A 17,405-nucleotide genomic window follows, 5' to 3' on the forward strand; every position below is an offset into this window, starting at 1 on the left:
ATTTTTAAAGTGCTAAGAAATATTTATATCCTAATCGGAATGGAGTAATGTCAAAATCAGTATGCCCGTCTAATGCAAGATCCGACATGATTTTTCCTAAGAACGGTGTGAATTTGGCAGCCCATCCTGTAGCATACACCACAATGTTTTTATGATTGGGTACATAAGACGGGGCAAAATCAATCAGCAGTTCTTTATTGGGAATTGTACTTAAAGCGATAAGACATGTTGAAGTATATTCCGGAATGATGCTTAGCCCGGTCATATGATTTTCAATCCATTGGGAAGTGTAGGCCAGTTCCTGGGGATTGGGAATTAATGTTCTGTCGCTCGGTTCTTCCAAAGGTTTGATCACAAAATCCGGTGCTACACGGATGTATTCGGGATGATCCCATTCCACGGAAGGAAAGCCATAAAACTGATTGCCATTGTCTCCCGTTGCATTCTGAAATACAAACCATGTTGTATATTGTATAGAAGGATCTGTCTTTTTAAAATAAGCAGAAGACATATTCCAGTAAGTGGCTTCTATTTTAAAATCAAGCAAGTTGATCACACTGTTGATATAAGGTCCGGGAATGATGGCCAGTTTTTTAGCGATATAAATTCCATTGGGAGTGGTTAGCTCAAAAAGATCACCGTTTTGTTTAATCTCAAGTACTGGAGAATCTTCTCTGAGTTCTACGGTTTCTTCTTTCTGGCAAAGGTCTAAAAGTGTTTCAATAGTTGCCTTAAAATTGATGCTGGCACCATCCGGCTGAAAGAGTCCGGTGTAATTATCGGGCAGGTTTTTGAAATGATACTGCTCTTCAATTTCTTTTGAAGTTAAAGTAGTATAAGGAACTCCTAAAGCTTTTAAAGCTTTTTCTGCTTCAGCAATATTCCCTTCGGTGGAATGAACTTCAGGGTCTCCAAACCATAGTGTTCCTACTTTATCAAGCAGTTGGGTATCTGTTTTTTTCTGCAGTTCGTCCCAATAAGGCTGTGCATCCAGAGCCATTTGTACCATATATTCATCAGGATAAGGAATACGGAACTGGCGTGATACTCCTGCAGAACTTCCCAGCTGATTGACAAAAGTATATTGTTCCAGTACTAAAGTTTTAGCCTGACGCTGGCCAAGATGATAAGCTGTAGCAAGTCCTATTGCTCCTCCGCCAATGACAATTACGTCGTAGTTTTCTGTAATCATAGGTTATTTGTTTTTATTTTTATAATTGTATTGGAGGGAAACCCAACAGTAAAGACATCAATATGGAGGAATGTTCCATCATTAATGATCTTCACTATTTTCGGAATTTTGTCCACTACAATAGTTGAAGTGTAGAGATGAATCTTCCGGTACAGGTTAATATTCTGGTTTTCCATTGAATATTGTCACTATTAATAAGCATTTCAAATTAACAAAGAAGAGAGTATAAGTTCTTAGAGTGTAAACAACCAAATATTGCATTGAGTAGAAATACGGAATGATAGGAAATCCATATACAGAAGGCTGTTTCAATAATCATTAAGAGTATAAAGAATAAATGATCTAGGGGTTTTCCCGTTCATTTTTCTAACTTAATATGTGTTATTTGGAATAAAATATGCAGGAAAAGAATCTTTTACTGAGCCTTAACTTTTGCAATTGATCTAAAAAAAAAGATTTACATAAATAAAACTGAATGTTTACAAGGCTTTTTAATAGTAAAAAAAAATAAATTCTATGGGTTTAATCAAATATTCATTATTATAAGAAGACAAAAATTACTTTAACTTTGCGAATTGAACGATATATGATTATTATGAAATTATTGAAAATAATGCTATATTGTTAAAAGCTAATATCTAATGGACTTACGTCATCAGGAAATTAATTTAACTGATAAACAAATATGAAAAATAAATTCTTAAATTTTAAATTGAGAAAACTTGTTCATTACTCATTGATCCTTTGTATTTTACTGATACAGGTCATTATTGCCATATTTTTCTACAATGAATTTGTCAACGGAAAGAAGCTGAAGTTTATTAAAGATCAGCTTGAGGAAAGCCGTGCATTGGGAGGTTTAACTGATAACTCCAGGAAAGATTTCATGGATGCACAGGATCATCTTCAGAAATATATGGCTACTCAGGATAAGAATGATCTGCAGCTCTATTTCAAGTCGTTGAGAAAACTTAAGACTAATTTTGATAAAATTGGTGAATACGAAAATACAAGTCCCAGATTGAAAAAAAATCTGGCCCTTCGTAGTCAGGATACTTTAAAAGCTGCGAAACTGAAGACATTAATAGATTCAGTGTACCAGACTTCTCTGAATCCACCAAAAAAAATTGAGGATAAGCAATATGAGCCGGCTAAATATAAAAATGATTTTGAAGATTTCAAGATTCAAACCCGTACTTATGCAGATACTGTAAAAAAGAAAGGCTTTTTCGGACGTTTAAAAGATGCCGTAACAGGAAAAGTAGATGTTCAGAAGGAGAGTACTGTGATCACAATGACTAATAATAAAACCATAGATCTTTCTCAGGTAAAATCCAAAATGGACAATACGATAAAATCTATAGACAAGCATTATGCTGCCGAAGTAAAGAAGGTTCAGCTGCTTGCAGCCATTAGTCAGAAGAATAATTTACAGTTTTACAGCAATTTCAGTAAGCTGTTGGTGTATAGTAATAACTTAATAGAAGTGTATGAAAATGCCATCAGGGATTTTAAATCTGAATTGGAAAGAGAGTATAATGAACAGAGCTCCAATAATAACAGGATAAGGACTTATCTGGTATTGGGGCTGATGATTCTGATGTTTATTGTTTCTATCCTGATCATGTATTTTACAAGAATGGCGTTTGTCTACGAACAAAAACTGGATACTGCCAATAAAGAAATTAAGAAGAACCTTAATTTCAAGAACAGGATTCTGGGAATGTTAAGCCATGACTTGAGATCTCCTTTGAAAATCATCAATATTTTCATAGATAAAATCCACAGAACTACTGAAGATGAAACGATAAAGGATTATCTTAAATCAATTAAGTTTACCAACAGCACTTTGCTTCTGCAATCTAACCAGATTCTGGAATATACCAAAAATGAAAATGCTGAAAAAGAGCTTATACAGTCCGTTTTCAATCTTAAAGATGAAATCAGTTCTATTGTAAAAGTGATTACTCCGTATCTGGAAACGAGAAATAACAGATTTATGGTTACAGACAGAATTCCTGATCATCTGGTAGTATATTCGGATAATATCAGAATCAATCAGATTTTTATGAATATTCTGGGAAATGCCAATAAGTTTACAGAAAACGGGCAAATTGATCTTGTAATGGCTACAGAGCCTCTTGGAGAAAATAAAATTTGCCTGATTACAACGGTAGGAGATACCGGAGTAGGAATATCAGAATCTGATCTCGGTAAAATTTTTGACCCCTATTATCAGGGTATGGTGTCTGATGAAGTAGATAATCTGGGAGCAGGACTTGGGCTTAATCTGGTAAAAGAAATTGTAGAACTTTTCGATGGCGATATATCCGTTGAAAGTAAATTACATAAAGGAACTAAAGTAACATTCAGGATCAATTTAAATCGTAATAATAATAATGGAAACACCAATTCAAAATAAAGAGATTATATTCCTTCTGGCAGACGATCACAGCATTGTACGCCAGGGAATGGAGATTGTTATCAGTGATATTGTTCCTAATGCTAAAGTGTATCAGACTTCATCTTTACATCAGGTATTGGAACTGATAGAATCAAAAGGAATCGAAATGGCTGTCATTGATGCCCATTTCCCGGACGGAAACAGTCTTCATATTTTACCACAGATGAAAAGTGTAAATCCTGATCTTAAAATTTTGATTTTTACAGGACTTGAAGAAGAGCTGCATGGCCTTAAATTCGTCAAAGCCGGTGCTGATGGCTACCTGAGTAAACTGAGTGAAGAGGAAGAAGTAAGAGAAGCAATTACAACCTTTATTGAGAAGGGGGAATATTTTTCTGATCTTTTACGAAACCTATTGATACAGCTTGTTTCCAACCCGGATCTGATAAGTCCGCTCAACAGTTTAACCAAAAGAGAGCTTCAGATTGCAGAACTCTATGCCGAAGGATACGGAAATCTGGAAATTTCAAACAGCCTGAATATCAAACAGAACACAGTAAGCACCATCAAAAAAAATATCTTTGAAAAGCTTAAGATTGAAAATATGGTTGAGCTTGTTGACCTTGTCAAAACCCATCATAAACTATAAATGTTTTAAGGTAATTACCACTTCAAAGAGTCCGAATATTATATTTCATCGATAAATATCTATAGGCTGATCGATATGTATCGATGGGGTTTATAGAAGATTTTATTTGGGAATGTTGTTCCTTTGTACTGTGAAATTTAAGTAATGAAAAAGCAACTGAGAAATGCTTTTAAACTTCTGAAGTTTCATACACAAAAAACAACAAATGATTATAACTATACAAATAATAAGCTGTAGTTATAGAAACACAAATGATGAAAAAATTTAATAAACACAGATGAAATTAAAGAAGTGTATGAATAACCTTAAACGGACTTCTTAAAAAAGCCAAATGATCAGAAAAAAACACAAACACATATAGTGAGGTTCAGTTGATAGGTTACATTACAAACACAAAAAGGAGGCATAATGCTTCCTTTTTGTGTTTTTGGATGAGAAAAAAGATGTCAGGAGAAAAAGACTTAGCGGTACTGATTCAGGACATGCTTCTTTTTATCAGTATTACCATACATTTGTAAACAAAACCATTGAGTTAGTTCCTCGCACAGTAAGATTGACTTAAAAAAAATTAGAATAAAACTTCGCTGCTGGTCAGTGAGATTTTATTTTTATGATAAAGTTGTTTAACTTTACAAAGCTTAGGTATGCTTATTATGTAAAGCCTGGCTCTAAAAAACTTAAGTGGTTCAACTTTAGCTGAATTTCTTCACAGCCTCTTCACTCACAGGAGTAAAAAAGTTAATCATATTACCATCCGGATCACAAAATAGAAGAGATCTGTTTCCCCAAGGCATCGTTGTCGGTTCTTGAATAATTCTGGAAACTTTACTTTTAATCCTTTCATATTCTTCATCAACATTTTTAACCATAAATTCAATAATGGTTGACTTTGAACCTGCTAAATCTGTAAAATCTTCCGAAAACATTTGCATGGTCCGGGTACTTCCGATAGCGATTGTAATTGAATCAGCAGAGAGTTCTGCAAAATCTTCCGTATACCAGGTGGCAGAAAATCCGGTAATCTGTTCATAAAATGCTACTGCTGATTGAATGTCTTTGCTGATAATTCTTAATGAGGTAAGTTTCATAAGGATACTTATTTGTTTAAACTAATTTTAAACAAAGGTAATGGACGCTTATGACAACAGGCTGTCAGTAGATATGATAGATTTTAATCTGAATAACTTTATTAATAAAAATTAGCAATATGAATTAAGCGCTTAAAGTCCGTGATCTGTATTTTCCGTCCTTCGGATCTGATCAGTTTTTCCTGTTTGAAATCATTGATAATGCGGGCTAAAGTTTCTCTTGCTGTTCCCACCATATTGGCAAGATCCACACGGGAAAGAGAAATGAACACTTCGTCATCAGGGGTATCATTTGATTTATATTTATCATGAAGAATAAGTAAACTGAGGGCTGCCCTTTCACGGACTGTACGATGAGATAAAACGGCAATAAGGTTCGCCATTACACTGAATTCATGACTCAGAGATTTCAATAACAGCCTTGAAAGCACGGATGACTGGCTCAGAATATCCAGAAAACTGTCTTTTGAAATAAATGAGATGACAGAATTTTCAAGGGTTGAGGTCGTATCCCCATAAGATTCATTACTCAGAATGGCAGAATATCCAAAAAATTCTCCGGAGCTGTAAATGTAAATAATCTGCTCCCTTCCGTCATTATCAACTTTGTATTTTTTTATCTTACCCTCATTAAGATAGTAAACGCCATTAGGTTTTGTTCCGTCAGTAAATATGGGCTCGTTTTTACGGTAGTTTTTGGTTTTCATAGCTTCTGTAAGCAGATTCTTATCATATTCAGGAAGTTCATCAAAAAGATACTGATTATTAAAAATAAATTTTGAGATCATAATTTTTTCTATACAGGCTATTGAATGTACGTTCAGTTTTTAATTTAAATCACATTTTGGGCCGATCCAAATCACAAGATTTTTTTCCTGAACGAATTACTTTTACAAAAGTAATAAAATTGATGCTGAAATAAGAAACAGAACATTTATTGAGGTCTGTGGATGCCTTTTCAGAGTAATCATTCATTACTGAAAAATAGGATTTTACGTTAAAGGGGAAAGAGTAGATCTATAAAGAACACTGGATAAATATTTAAGCGGACATGTTTTTCACAGTTTGACACTGACATTTCTAATTATTTTTTTTTACTTATTTATTGTATCCAGCTGTTCTTTTTCTAAAGATAAAGCCCTTACAGAAATTTAAAATGTTCAGACACAGGGGAAAAAACAGAACTTATTTTCACAATCTTAAGCTGGCATCAGCACTTTCATTTGTTGCCGGAATAGTGAATATTGTAGGAGTATTATCTGTTCAGGTGCTTACCACCAATATAACAGGGCACTTTGCTTTCTTTTCCGAAGAGATTCTTCTTAATCATTACAGTGAAGCCCTTACTTATCTTATCTTTATTTTATGTTTTCTGGGAGGAGCATTCTGTTCAAGCTTTATGGTCGAATTTTCTTCCGGACGTAAAATGTTCCGTCCGCATTTTATTCCTTTGGTCATCGAAATTCTGATATTAAGTTTTGTGGGAATAGCAGATGATAATACATTGGATATCGTAATATCTCCTAATGCGGTTGCAGGGCTTTTACTTTTTGCAATGGGGGTTCAGAATTCATTGGTAACAAGAGTATCACAATCTGTAGTGAGAACTACTCATCTTACGGGATTATTTACTGATCTGGGAATAGAACTGTCAAAACTTTTTTTTAAGGAAAGGGAAAAGGAAAAGAAGCAGCTTAAAAAGAATATTGCCTTGAAACTGGTGATTATTGCCTGCTTTTTTTCAGGATGTGTAACAGGTGGTTTGGGTTACAGGATGATCGGCTTAAAGGTACTGATTGCAACTGCAGGATTACTGCTTTGTGTGATCAGGTATGATAAGCTTCTGTACAGCTATTATGCTTTAAAAAGAAAGCTAAGATAAAACAGAGAATAAAAAAGGATATTCCAATGAGCGGAATATCCTTTTAAAATTTATGGAGTGGTCATCTGTTCAATGACCAAAGTTTGTGTATCTGTCGTATGCGCTGAAAAATACCCCAAAGCTCCGTTACTGATGTTACTTGGAGGGTTGGCTGGAGTAGCAGTTCCGCCATTGCCACCTGAAATCTGAAGCAAAGAACTGTAATACGTGAATATATTGTTGTCAATACACTGCATTTCTACATGAATTTTATCTCCTACTACCACTTCATGATCTCTGCCTTTATTATCGTCATTAGGAAGAATGAGAGGTTGTTGATTGGGTAATCCGTTATTCACATTGTCTGAAAAAGTATTCATGTACTTTTTAGTAAGATCATTGATCGTAAAGCTGAAAAGGTATCGGTTCCCCAATGGCATTGGATCTGTAAATAATGGCAGCAGGGTATATGTGGTTTTATCTCCAAATTTGAAAGAACTCTGCTGTAATCCGTCAAAATATACCACTTCAGGCATTTTACTATGAGCGCTATATTGTTTTCCTTCGGACTCTACTTTCAAAGTATAGGTTCTGCCAGGCTCTCCGGAAAAAGCAGTCGTTTGATAGACTCCGTTTCCTACATAGTGAAGGGTTTCAGTTTGTCCCATATCGTCACTTAAAATAACCTGAGCTCCGGTGACAGCCGGATATTGATTAGGTGATGAAAAACTTACGGATTTTGTGATTTTCACTGTATAAGGTCCTGGTTGATTGGTAACATTTCCTTCAATGACAATATTTCCGCTTTGATCATTCAGATCAAGATCGATCTCCTTTTCACAAGAAGTTAATGCAAAAAGGGATACTATGATATAAAATGTATTTTTCATGATTTAGAATTTGAAATTATAAGTGATGTTGGGTACCCAACGGAATAAAGAGGTCTGCATCGCACGGGTTGTTCCGGGGCGGTCAGGATTGTCTTCAAAGTTGATGGTATAGGCATTTTCTCTACCATACAGGTTGTAAATACCAAATGTCCATGAACCACGGAATCGTTTATTGGTACTTGGTTCATACGTTGCACTCAGATCCATTCTGTGATAGGCCGGCATTCTGTCTGCATTTCTATTGCTGTACTGGAATATGGTTTGTCCGTTGAGTTCATATTTTCCTGTAGGGAAGGTAACTGCATTTCCTGTGCTGTAAACAAATAGCCCTGAAAAACTCCATTTTGGATTAAGCTGATAGGTGGCCACAATAGAAAGATCGTGGGTTTTATCCATTCTGGCGTTATACCATTCATTATTATTGATTCCGTTGATCTTTCTTTCTGTTTTGGAAAGGGTATAGGAGATCCATCCTGTCAGTTTTCCGCTTTTCTTTTTGGCAATAAGTTCCAGACCATAAGCTCTTCCTTTTCCGAACAGCAATTCACTTTCTACATCGGCTCCGGTATCAAAACCAATCTGCGCCCCGTTCTTGAAGTCGATTTGATTTTTCATGTCTTTATAGTAGATTTCAGCGTTCAGTTCATAATTATTATTGTTGAAATTTCTGCTGTAACCAAGGCTGATCTGATCTGCAATTTCAGGTTTTACCGTATAGCTGCTTCCTATCCACTGATCGGTAGGGTTTCCACTGTTGCTGTTGCTCAATAGGTGAAGATTCTGGGTGTTTCTGGAATAGCCTCCTTTCACACTGCTGACTTCGTTGATTCGGTAGTTGGCACTAATACGAGGTTCAATATTCACGTAGGTTTTCCCGAATTTTCCTTTCTCTAAGAATTTACTGTCGGTAAGAACACCGTTCTCATAGGTATTGAAGGTGTCTCCTCCCAATATACTGAACATGGAAAGCCTTGCCCCATAATTAATGGTCAGTTTTTCCGTTGCTTTATAATCATCATTGATGTAAACGGCATTTTCCCATGAATATCTCGGATTTCTTACAAAACTGCTCACTGTAGTACCGGAAGCACTGCTTGGGGTAAGGGTATGGTAAATAGACTGCAGACCGAAACGTACAGAGTGTTTGTTTCCTGCAAACCAGGTAAAATCCTGCTTAAGATTCCAGTCACGGATTTTTGAATTTAAATCAAATACCGTATCATCATTCTTCAGACTTATTTTATAATCATAATTACTGTAGATAAATGACGTATTGGAGAATAGTTTATTGCTGATAATGCTGTTCCATCTCAAAGTAGCAGTCGTATTTCCCCAGTCAGTATTGAAAGTATCACCCAGCCCCAGTACATCTCTTCCAAAATATCCGGACAGATAAATACGGTTGTTCTCATTAATCTGATAATTGGCTTTCAGGTTCAGATCGTAGAAATATAATTTATTGTCTTTATAATCTTTGTTGGTTTTAAGAAAAAGATCGGCATACGTTCTTCTTCCTGAAACGATGAATGATGATTTTTCCTTCTGAATAGGGCCTTCCACACTCAGTCTGCTGCTGATCAGACCAATTCCTCCGTTGATGTTATAGTCTTTATTGTTTCCATCCTTCATTTTAACATCCAATACAGAAGAAAGACGGCCTCCGTATTGTGCGGGGCTGTTTCCCTTAATAATGCTGGCATCTTTCAGGGCATCACTGTTGAATGTACTGAAAAATCCAAGAAGATGAGAGGCATTATAAACAGGGGCTTCATCCAGTAAGATCAGGTTTTGGTCTGGAGCACCTCCTCTTACACTAAACCCACTGCTTCCTTCACCGTTACTTTTGATCCCTGGTAAAAGCTGTATGGTTTTCATCACATCCTTTTCTCCGAATAGAACAGGAAGTTTTTCTATATTTTTAATGCTTAGGGTCTCTGCTCCCATCTGAGCTGAGGTTAAGTTTTTATCCTTTTTAATACCGGTTATCACCACCTCATCAATGGCTTTAGCTACAGATTCTGATGGAAGCAGGGGAAGATCGAGTTTTATATTCTGATCTACATTAACCTTCTGCTCAAAATCTTGATACCCGGGAGTGGAAATAATGATGGTATAATTTCCTTGAGGTAAGGAAAGAGAATAAAACCCATATTCATTGGCTATAACATTGATGGTGGGATCTTCATTTACTTTTACAGATACTCCGATGAGCAATTCACCGTTTTTTTTGTCTTTCACGGTTCCACTTACGGAATACGTTTGCTGGGCTATTGCCAGGGTACTGAAACAGAGTGCAGCAGTGGCGGCGGTAATTTTTAGAAAGGATGTTTGCATTAGTTTATTTTAAAGTAGTAGATCTCTTGTATATGAATTGATGTTTTGATGATGTACGATTAGTTGGATGAATAGGGGAATTGTTACATATAACCAATTAATGATGAATTAAATCCATTGAAAAATCAGGTTTCAGGAAATGATAAAACAATCTTTTCAGCCTTTTAACCAAAATATTAACCTTATATTGGCAAAGAATTAAGCTAAATATATGGAAAATCTGAAAATATGGCTAAAGAAAAATGGCTTCACTGCAATACTGACTGTATTGTTTATTGTTATCCTGATAAATAAAGATGCAAAAGCATGGCTGATGAGACAGGTAGCTTCCACAGGATTTCTTAATTCAAGCATATCAGAACCAAAAGAAACCCCAAATAATTCAACCAAGATTTCCTATGCCGGATTTATGCTGAAAAATGAGGATGGAAAGATAACAGATACTTCTGCCTTTCAGAATAAAGTGGTTTTCATTAACTTTTGGGCATCATGGTGCCCTCCGTGCCGTGCCGAATTTCCGTCTGTCCAGAAAATGTATGATCATTACAAAAATAATCCGGATGTGGTATTTCTTACCGTAAACCTGGATGATAATGCCGCTCTTGGAAAATCTTATTTAAAGGAGAAAGGCTTTACGGTTCCTTTTCTTACACCGGCAGGAAATATTCCTGATGTATTGTATAGTGGATCTTTACCAACAACGGTTGTACTGGATAAAAAAGGAGAAATACGCCTGCATCATAAAGGGCTTGCGGATTACAGTAAAGATTCATTTTATAAACAGATTGATGAGCTTCTGCAACAAAAACTTTAGTCATTTAAAGCGTATTTTTATGCTGTAAGAATATTGAATATGTAGCATTTAACAAATTCAAGACAATGGAAAAGAAGAACAGTTAATCTATGGAAATGGCAAGGTGTTATTTTTCACTTAAAAGGGTTCACTTATTTGTGAGATTCACTATATTTGATTTAGTGAAAAAGCGATTATCAATATTGAATTTTAATGAAATAATCACTTTCATATTTCAGAAAGGTATTAAATATTAACTAAACAGAATTTATTATGAAATGTAAGCTCGTCTATCTTTTACTTCTTTTGACAAGTAATTTTATTTTTTTTAATGCACAGGTAGGCATTAATACATCGAATCCACAAGGAGTATTTAATATTGATGGTGCAAAGGATAATCCAACTACAGGAATACCATCTGTAGCACAACAAGCCAATGATGTAGCGGTTACTGTTGGAGGAGATATGGGGATAGGAACTACAGCTCCTACCAATAAACTTCATATAAACGGTTCAAACCCATTACGTCTTCAGGGAGTTGGAACCGGAAATAGCAGCACAGATCAATTATTGGTAGTTGATGCTAACGGAGTTGTAAAGAATATTGGTACGCTGGGAGCTTTATCTATTCCTAGTCCTGCTGTTTTCCGATTAGAAACTGCACAGGCTAATTTTTTACAGGCTCAAGGGATTGGAGGAACTCAGGTAGTACCTATGACTCTTATAAAGAATTCTATTCCTGGGCTTACCTATAATGCAGGGACAAATTCAGTAACTTTTCCGGCAGGAACGTATCAGATCACATTTGTGTATGAGGCGACCCATAATGCTACAGGATGTACGGTTAGTTCTTATTTTGTTGATTTCCCTCTTGACACTGGAACTTCAAGAATCCACAGTACGGGAGCACATTCTCAGGGAGGAGTTTCTAATCACGGAGGAACAATTACCTATGCCACTACCGTTCCGGCTAACACAAGCTGGACAATAGCTTTAGGAAGAGGGCAGTCAGGTAACTGCTTAGGTGCAGGAATGAATCTTTCCGCAAAATCTACCCAGGTACTGGTCTTCAGAATCGGAGATTAATCTTTTTAATGTTCCCTAAAAATGATTATCCAAGAAAGATTCTAATGACACAAATACTAAAGCGCTGGTTGATACTGGTGCTTTATTGTATTCAGAAAGCTATTGGTATATTCATTAATCGGTTTTTTTAAACTAAAGCTTTTCATACCTTTATAGAGATCAATCCGTAATCATTATCAAGATGAATATTCAGCTTTTTTCAAAACATGTTTTAATAGGAGGTGCTACACAGGGAATAGGAGCCGGAATTGCCATTGAGCTGGCTAAATGCGGAGCTAATGTGACCGTTATGGCCCGTAGTGAGGCAAAGCTTAAAGATTTCGTTTCTGCACTGCCGGTTATCAATCCTGATCAGAAACATGGATACCTGGTAGCAGATTTTTCAGATTTTAAAAGTTATAGAAAAATTATAGCTGGATATTTTAATAATCATTCGATAGATATTCTGGTGAACAATACCAATGGTCCCGAACCTGGTTTAGCACTGGATAAAAATAGTGATGATTATCAGACCGCATTTGATCTTCTGTTCAAAACCGTTTGTGAAACAACATTACTGGCTTTGCCCCATATGATTCAACAGAAAAACGGACGTATCATTAATGTTTCTTCTTTATCCGTAAAAGAACCGATTGGAAATCTGGCCTTGTCCAATTCTATCCGTTCTGCAGTGATTGCCTGGGCCAAAACGCTTTCCAATGAAATTGCACAACATAATATTACGGTAAATAATGTCTTAACAGGGTATTTCGATACTGAAAGAATTCAAAAACTGGTGGCTCATGAAGCTCAGCAAAGTGGTGCAGCAGCAGAGGAAATAAAAAAGGCGAGGGAAAATAAAATTCCGATGAAAAGATTCGGACAGCCTGAGGAATATGGTCATCTGGTGGCGTTTCTGGCTTCGGAATATTCAAATTATCTTACCGGAACAAGTATTCCTTTGGATGGAGGATTGAATAATACCTATTAATCTCACTGAAGAGAATGTGATATGAAAGTGTTAATTAAATATGGAACTGTAATTTTACTTTTCTTACTTCTTATTCATTATACTCATACTTATTATGATTTTACGGCGTCAAATTCTAACATCATTATTCTTCCTTTAGTAGCAGGACTCATATTTGTCAATTTTATTCTGATTTATATTTATGAATCAAAAAATAAAGAGAAGCATAAAGTCACAAATTTATTATTGATTTTTTTAGTTGCTCTTTTTGGAATAAACCTTTATTTGAATAGTGTTCAATCCGAAAAGGAAGTAAAATATTCATGTTATATTTCTCCTGACCATCAATTGAAATCTAATGGATATGAAATTAAGTTATATAAAGATAAAACCTACAGGATCAATGAATACTGGCATGGTGAAAGCCGGCATTATTTTGGAAAATATGAGTTTGAAAATAACCTCCTGACTTTACATGATGAAAGAATTTCAGAAAAAACTGAAGAACTATTGACTTCAAAATACAAATATAATAGCATTAAAAAGTATTTTGAACCTATAGAAAAGGGTTTTCCAAAGTTGAAATTGAAAAATAAAGAATAAACTCGCCAATTCATGTAATAAACCCTTTCCCCGGTTGTCATATACATATTGGAAAATATGATATGAAAAACTGGTCTTTTAAAAAATGGAACACCGTACTGGGATGGTTCCTTTTCGCTGTTGCGTTTATTACTTATCTTTCAACAATAGAACATTCCCTGAGTTTTTGGGACTGTGGAGAATATATTTCTTCAGCCGTGAAACTGGAGGTAACCCATGCTCCGGGGGCTGCTTTATTTCAGATTATGGGAGCTGTAGCAAGTATTTTTGCATTAGGGAATGCTGAAAATTATTCTATTGTAATCAATGCTATGTCAGCATTGTTCAGTGCATTTACGATCCTCTTTCTGTTCTGGACGATTACCCATTTTTTAAGAAGGCTTTTACATAAAGATGTTGAAGAAATTACAAAACATCAGGAAATCTCAATCCTGTTTGCCGGAGTGATTGGCGCTTTATGCTTTACATTTTCAGATACATTCTGGTTTTCAGCAGTAGAAGGAGAAGTGTATGCGATGGCTTCTATGTTTATCGCATTGCTGGTCTGGCTCATCACCAAATGGGAAAATGAATATAAAGCAGCAGACAGCGAGAGATGGATTATTCTTATTTTCTTTATCATAGGGCTTTCCGTAGGAGTGCATATGATGTGTATGCTGGCTATTCCGGCCATATGCCTGGTTTATTATACCCGAAATTATACTTTTTCGTGGAAGAGTTTTATACTGGCCAATCTGATTACGCTGGGAATTCTTGCCTTCGTATTCAAGATTATTTTCCCTTTGATAATGACAATGTTCGGAAAGCTTGAAATTTTCTTCGTGAACGGGCTGGAACTTCCTTTCCATTCAGGGACAATTGTGGCATTTGTACTCATGACCATCATAAGTTATCTTCTTATTAAATATGCGGGAACAACAAAAGGAAAACTATATCAGACTGTTGTTTTATCTCTGGTCTATATGGTCATCGGATTTTCATGCTGGCTGGTAATTCCGATAAGAGCCAATGCCAATCCTCCGATGAACCTTAATGATCCGGATACAGCCATTGGGATGCGAGATTATTATAACAGAGTGCAATACGGTGACTGGCCTACTATTTACGGACAGAATTACACTGCATTTCTTGATAAAAACGGACTGGAAAAAGACGAAGACGGAGGTTATAAAAGAGACATCACCGGAGATATTTACGAAAAAGACGAAAAATCCGGAACTTACAGAAAAACCGGGGAAAGATTCAACTATGTGTTTAATAAATCTCACATAAGCTTCATGCCTAGGATGTTCAATGAAGATAAAGAGGTGACCGCCAATTACATTTCATTATACGGAGCTCCTGATTTTACTTTTAATTATGATAATGAAGACATTGCGGACAATCCGGAAGCGAAAAGAATTTTCGAAGAACTGAGAGCAAAATATGAAGGAGATTCTATCACAGCAGAAGATTATCTGAAAGTGAAGCCGTATGATCTTATCAAGGTGCAACGTCCATCCTTCGCTCAGAATATGGAGTATTTTATATCATTTCAGAACGGATATTATTTTGTAAGATATCTGATGTGGAATTTTGCAGGAAGGCAGAATGACTTTCAGGGGCATATGGAGAATACCAATGGAAACTGGATCTCAGGATTTTCTTTTATTGATAATGCTTTATGGGGAGATCAGGATCATATGCCTGCCCAATTTAAAAATGAAAGTACTGTAAAGTTTTTCTTTTTACCGCTAATTTTAGGATTGATTGGCTTCTTTTTCCAGCTCAACAGAGATTTCGGAAGATTTTATGCCATGCTTTCGCTGTTTGTTCTGACAAGTATGGGAATTGTTTTCTACACCGGAGTGAAACCATTTGAAGTAAGGGAAAGAGATTATGCCATGGTAGGTTCATTTTATGCCTTTGCCGTCTGGATTGGTCTGGGAGCAGGAGCCATACTTTGGCTGATTCAGTCTAAGATTAAATCCAATGCAGCCAACATTATACTGGGAGCTGTATTGCTGGGAATTCCTCTGATGATGGGATTCCAGAATTATGCTTCCCATGACAGAAGTAAGAAGACAGCAGCCCGTGATTACGCCTATTCATTTTTAAGATCGTTGCCAAAAGACGATATTATTTTCATTTATGGTGATAATGATACCTTTCCGGTATGGGCAATTCAGGAAACGGAAAGATTCAGAGATGACGTGAAAACGGTCAACTTTACCCTCCTGGCCACTCCATGGAGTATTGATCAGGTGAAAAGAAGAACTTACAATGCAAAAGGAATTCCGGGTGAATTAACGCATGAAGAATATAGAGATGGGGTAAATGAGCAGGTGTATCTGATGAAAAAAGAAGACTGGGAAGGACTTTTCCAAATGCTGAAAGAACAGGGAGCGCCGGAAACTGCTTTTCAGGAATTCAGAAAATATCTGACTCAGGATTCAATGACTCTTAAGGAAGCGTTGAAATTCCTGAAATTACAATCATCCGCAAAAGATGAACTGCTGAAGATGTACTTCGGAGAAAAGCAATATGAAAAATACAATATCCTTCCGGTGAGTAAATTTATCCTTCCCGTCAACAAAGAAAATGCAGTAAAAGCAGGAATTATTAATCAGTCCGATCTTCCACAAGCTGTAGACCAGATCACGATCAATTATGAAGCGAATACCCTTTACAAAAGCAATCTGATGATGTTGGATATGCTGGCTAATTTTGATTGGAAACGGCCTGTCAATTTCTCTTCAGGCGGAATGTATGATAGCGAAAATATTTTTTATCTTGATGAATATCTTCAGTTTGACGGTTTCAGCTACAGGCTGGTTCCTATTCACACTCCTCAGAAACCGGATGGAGACAAAGGAAGGGTAGATGCGAATTCCCTTTATCAGGTGGTAAAAAATTTCAGATGGGGTAATTTTAAAGACCTGAGTATTTATTATGATGAAACGGCTACGTCAAATATTTTGGGCTACAGAATGTCTGTCAGCAGGGCCGTGTCTGCATTGGTTCTAAATGGACAGAAAGCTAAAGCATTGGAGTTGTTGGATCTTGGTGCCAAAGAAATTCCTGTTGAGAAATACAATGATCCACGTTCACTAAGTGCCATGGTTACCGGATATATTGTTGCAGGAAAGGAGCAAAAAGGTCTTCAGATGGCAGAAAAGCTCAAAAAAACAATATTTGAAGAATATGATTATTATCAGAATCTTTCTCCTTCATTTAAAGCAATGGCCAAAAGACAGATGAGGTCTAAACCTATGGAATATGCGCTTGTTGTCGCAGCCGTTACAGAAGCCTACAAAACTTTAGGACAGAATGAAAAAGCCCATGCTTACGCATTAAAATCAATGGAGCCTGTTGATAAGAAATTCAGTATTTTTATAAAAAGACTTGAGCAGATGGGTAAGGAAAAAGCGGGTAAGGAAGCTGAAAATGTACGCCAGATTGCTCCTTTTTATCAGTACTTATTCAATGTCATGGAACGGTTTGATTCCACCTATTCCAGAAAAAAAGAAATTGAAATTACGAATGCGATGATGAAAGTGACACAGTAGATTAATAA

Annotated in this window: 13 protein-coding genes; 8 read left to right on the forward strand and 5 right to left on the reverse strand. The window is 36.1% G+C overall.

The genetic code is table 11. The annotated features are described in order from the left end of the window. Positions 1-4: 4 nt before the first annotated feature. A complete protein-coding gene (locus tag ACODR7_RS01005; RefSeq protein ID WP_488836541.1) occupies positions 5-1,192 on the reverse strand; it encodes an FAD-dependent oxidoreductase in 1,188 nt (395 codons plus the stop codon). Between the two features lie 685 nt (positions 1,193-1,877). Here ACODR7_RS01005 and ACODR7_RS01010 point away from each other — a divergent pair. Together ACODR7_RS01010 and ACODR7_RS01015 are read left to right on the forward strand one after the other, a co-directional pair. Further along, positions 1,878-3,614, forward strand: a complete 1,737-nt coding sequence (locus ACODR7_RS01010) for a sensor histidine kinase (protein WP_488836542.1) — start codon at positions 1,878-1,880, stop codon at positions 3,612-3,614. Beyond that, positions 3,592-4,245, forward strand: coding sequence for a LuxR C-terminal-related transcriptional regulator (locus ACODR7_RS01015; protein ID WP_488836544.1), 654 nt, complete (start codon positions 3,592-3,594; stop codon positions 4,243-4,245). Before ACODR7_RS01010 ends, ACODR7_RS01015 begins: the two co-directional genes overlap by 23 nt. 692 nt (positions 4,246-4,937) lie before the next feature. On the opposite strand, the gene ACODR7_RS01020 is transcribed toward ACODR7_RS01015, so the two are convergent. Next, positions 4,938-5,333 (reverse strand): VOC family protein, encoded by a 396-nt coding sequence (locus tag ACODR7_RS01020; protein WP_488836546.1) that lies wholly within the window; start codon positions 5,331-5,333, stop codon positions 4,938-4,940. 101 nt (positions 5,334-5,434) lie between these two features. Then, positions 5,435-6,121: a Crp/Fnr family transcriptional regulator gene (locus ACODR7_RS01025; RefSeq protein WP_488836547.1), complete on the reverse strand. Its 687-nt coding sequence runs from the start codon at positions 6,119-6,121 to the stop codon at positions 5,435-5,437. Positions 6,122-6,489: 368 nt separating this feature from the next. Between ACODR7_RS01025 and ACODR7_RS01030 the strand changes: the two genes are divergently transcribed. Then, positions 6,490-7,215, forward strand: a complete 726-nt coding sequence (locus ACODR7_RS01030) for a YoaK family protein (RefSeq protein WP_488836549.1) — start codon at positions 6,490-6,492, stop codon at positions 7,213-7,215. A 50-nt stretch (positions 7,216-7,265) separates the two neighbouring features. On the opposite strand, the gene ACODR7_RS01035 is transcribed toward ACODR7_RS01030, so the two are convergent. Together ACODR7_RS01035 and ACODR7_RS01040 are read right to left on the reverse strand one after the other, a co-directional pair. Next, positions 7,266-8,084: a DUF4249 domain-containing protein gene (locus tag ACODR7_RS01035; RefSeq protein ID WP_488836550.1), complete on the reverse strand. Its 819-nt coding sequence runs from the start codon at positions 8,082-8,084 to the stop codon at positions 7,266-7,268. Between the two features lie 3 nt (positions 8,085-8,087). Then, positions 8,088-10,418, reverse strand: a complete 2,331-nt coding sequence (locus ACODR7_RS01040; RefSeq protein WP_488836551.1) for a TonB-dependent receptor — start codon at positions 10,416-10,418, stop codon at positions 8,088-8,090. Between the two features lie 211 nt (positions 10,419-10,629). On the opposite strand from ACODR7_RS01040, the gene ACODR7_RS01045 reads away from it, so the two are divergent. The 5 genes from ACODR7_RS01045 to ACODR7_RS01065 all read left to right on the forward strand — a co-directional run bounded on the left by ACODR7_RS01045 (position 10,630) and on the right by ACODR7_RS01065 (position 17,397). Beyond that, positions 10,630-11,232 carry a TlpA family protein disulfide reductase gene (locus tag ACODR7_RS01045; RefSeq protein WP_488836553.1) on the forward strand — a complete coding sequence of 201 codons (603 nt, stop codon included), beginning with the start codon at positions 10,630-10,632 and terminating at the stop codon, positions 11,230-11,232. A 252-nt stretch (positions 11,233-11,484) separates the two neighbouring features. Then, positions 11,485-12,297, forward strand: coding sequence for a hypothetical protein (locus tag ACODR7_RS01050; RefSeq protein WP_488836554.1), 813 nt, complete (start codon positions 11,485-11,487; stop codon positions 12,295-12,297). 181 nt (positions 12,298-12,478) lie between these two features. Beyond that, entirely contained in the window at positions 12,479-13,267 is a 789-nt protein-coding gene (locus ACODR7_RS01055; protein WP_488836556.1) for an SDR family oxidoreductase, read from the forward strand. Between the two features lie 225 nt (positions 13,268-13,492). Continuing rightward, positions 13,493-13,849: a hypothetical protein gene (locus ACODR7_RS01060; protein WP_488836557.1), complete on the forward strand. Its 357-nt coding sequence runs from the start codon at positions 13,493-13,495 to the stop codon at positions 13,847-13,849. 62 nt (positions 13,850-13,911) lie between these two features. Beyond that, complete coding sequence (locus ACODR7_RS01065) at positions 13,912-17,397, forward strand: glycosyltransferase family 117 protein (RefSeq protein ID WP_488836559.1); 3,486 nt, start codon at positions 13,912-13,914, stop codon at positions 17,395-17,397. Positions 17,398-17,405: the final 8 nt, after the last annotated feature.

It is taken from the genome of Chryseobacterium sp. FG46 (assembly GCF_057809135.1).

Bases quoted from the DNA above. Each gene is read 5' to 3' on its own strand.
- ACODR7_RS01045 (WP_488836553.1), top strand. From the start codon at position 10,630: ATGGAAAATCTGAAAATATGGCTAAAGAAAAATGGCTTCACTGCAATA.
- ACODR7_RS01010 (WP_488836542.1), top strand. From the start codon at position 1,878: ATGAAAAATAAATTCTTAAATTTTAAATTGAGAAAACTTGTTCATTAC.
- ACODR7_RS01055 (WP_488836556.1), top strand. From the start codon at position 12,479: ATGAATATTCAGCTTTTTTCAAAACATGTTTTAATAGGAGGTGCTACA.
- ACODR7_RS01005 (WP_488836541.1), bottom strand. From the start codon at position 1,192: ATGATTACAGAAAACTACGACGTAATTGTCATTGGCGGAGGAGCAATA.
- ACODR7_RS01035 (WP_488836550.1), bottom strand. From the start codon at position 8,084: ATGAAAAATACATTTTATATCATAGTATCCCTTTTTGCATTAACTTCT.
- ACODR7_RS01020 (WP_488836546.1), bottom strand. From the start codon at position 5,333: ATGAAACTTACCTCATTAAGAATTATCAGCAAAGACATTCAATCAGCA.
- ACODR7_RS01050 (WP_488836554.1), top strand. From the start codon at position 11,485: ATGAAATGTAAGCTCGTCTATCTTTTACTTCTTTTGACAAGTAATTTT.
- ACODR7_RS01030 (WP_488836549.1), top strand. From the start codon at position 6,490: ATGTTCAGACACAGGGGAAAAAACAGAACTTATTTTCACAATCTTAAG.
- ACODR7_RS01025 (WP_488836547.1), bottom strand. From the start codon at position 6,121: ATGATCTCAAAATTTATTTTTAATAATCAGTATCTTTTTGATGAACTT.
- ACODR7_RS01065 (WP_488836559.1), top strand. From the start codon at position 13,912: ATGAAAAACTGGTCTTTTAAAAAATGGAACACCGTACTGGGATGGTTC.
- ACODR7_RS01040 (WP_488836551.1), bottom strand. From the start codon at position 10,418: ATGCAAACATCCTTTCTAAAAATTACCGCCGCCACTGCTGCACTCTGT.
- ACODR7_RS01015 (WP_488836544.1), top strand. From the start codon at position 3,592: ATGGAAACACCAATTCAAAATAAAGAGATTATATTCCTTCTGGCAGAC.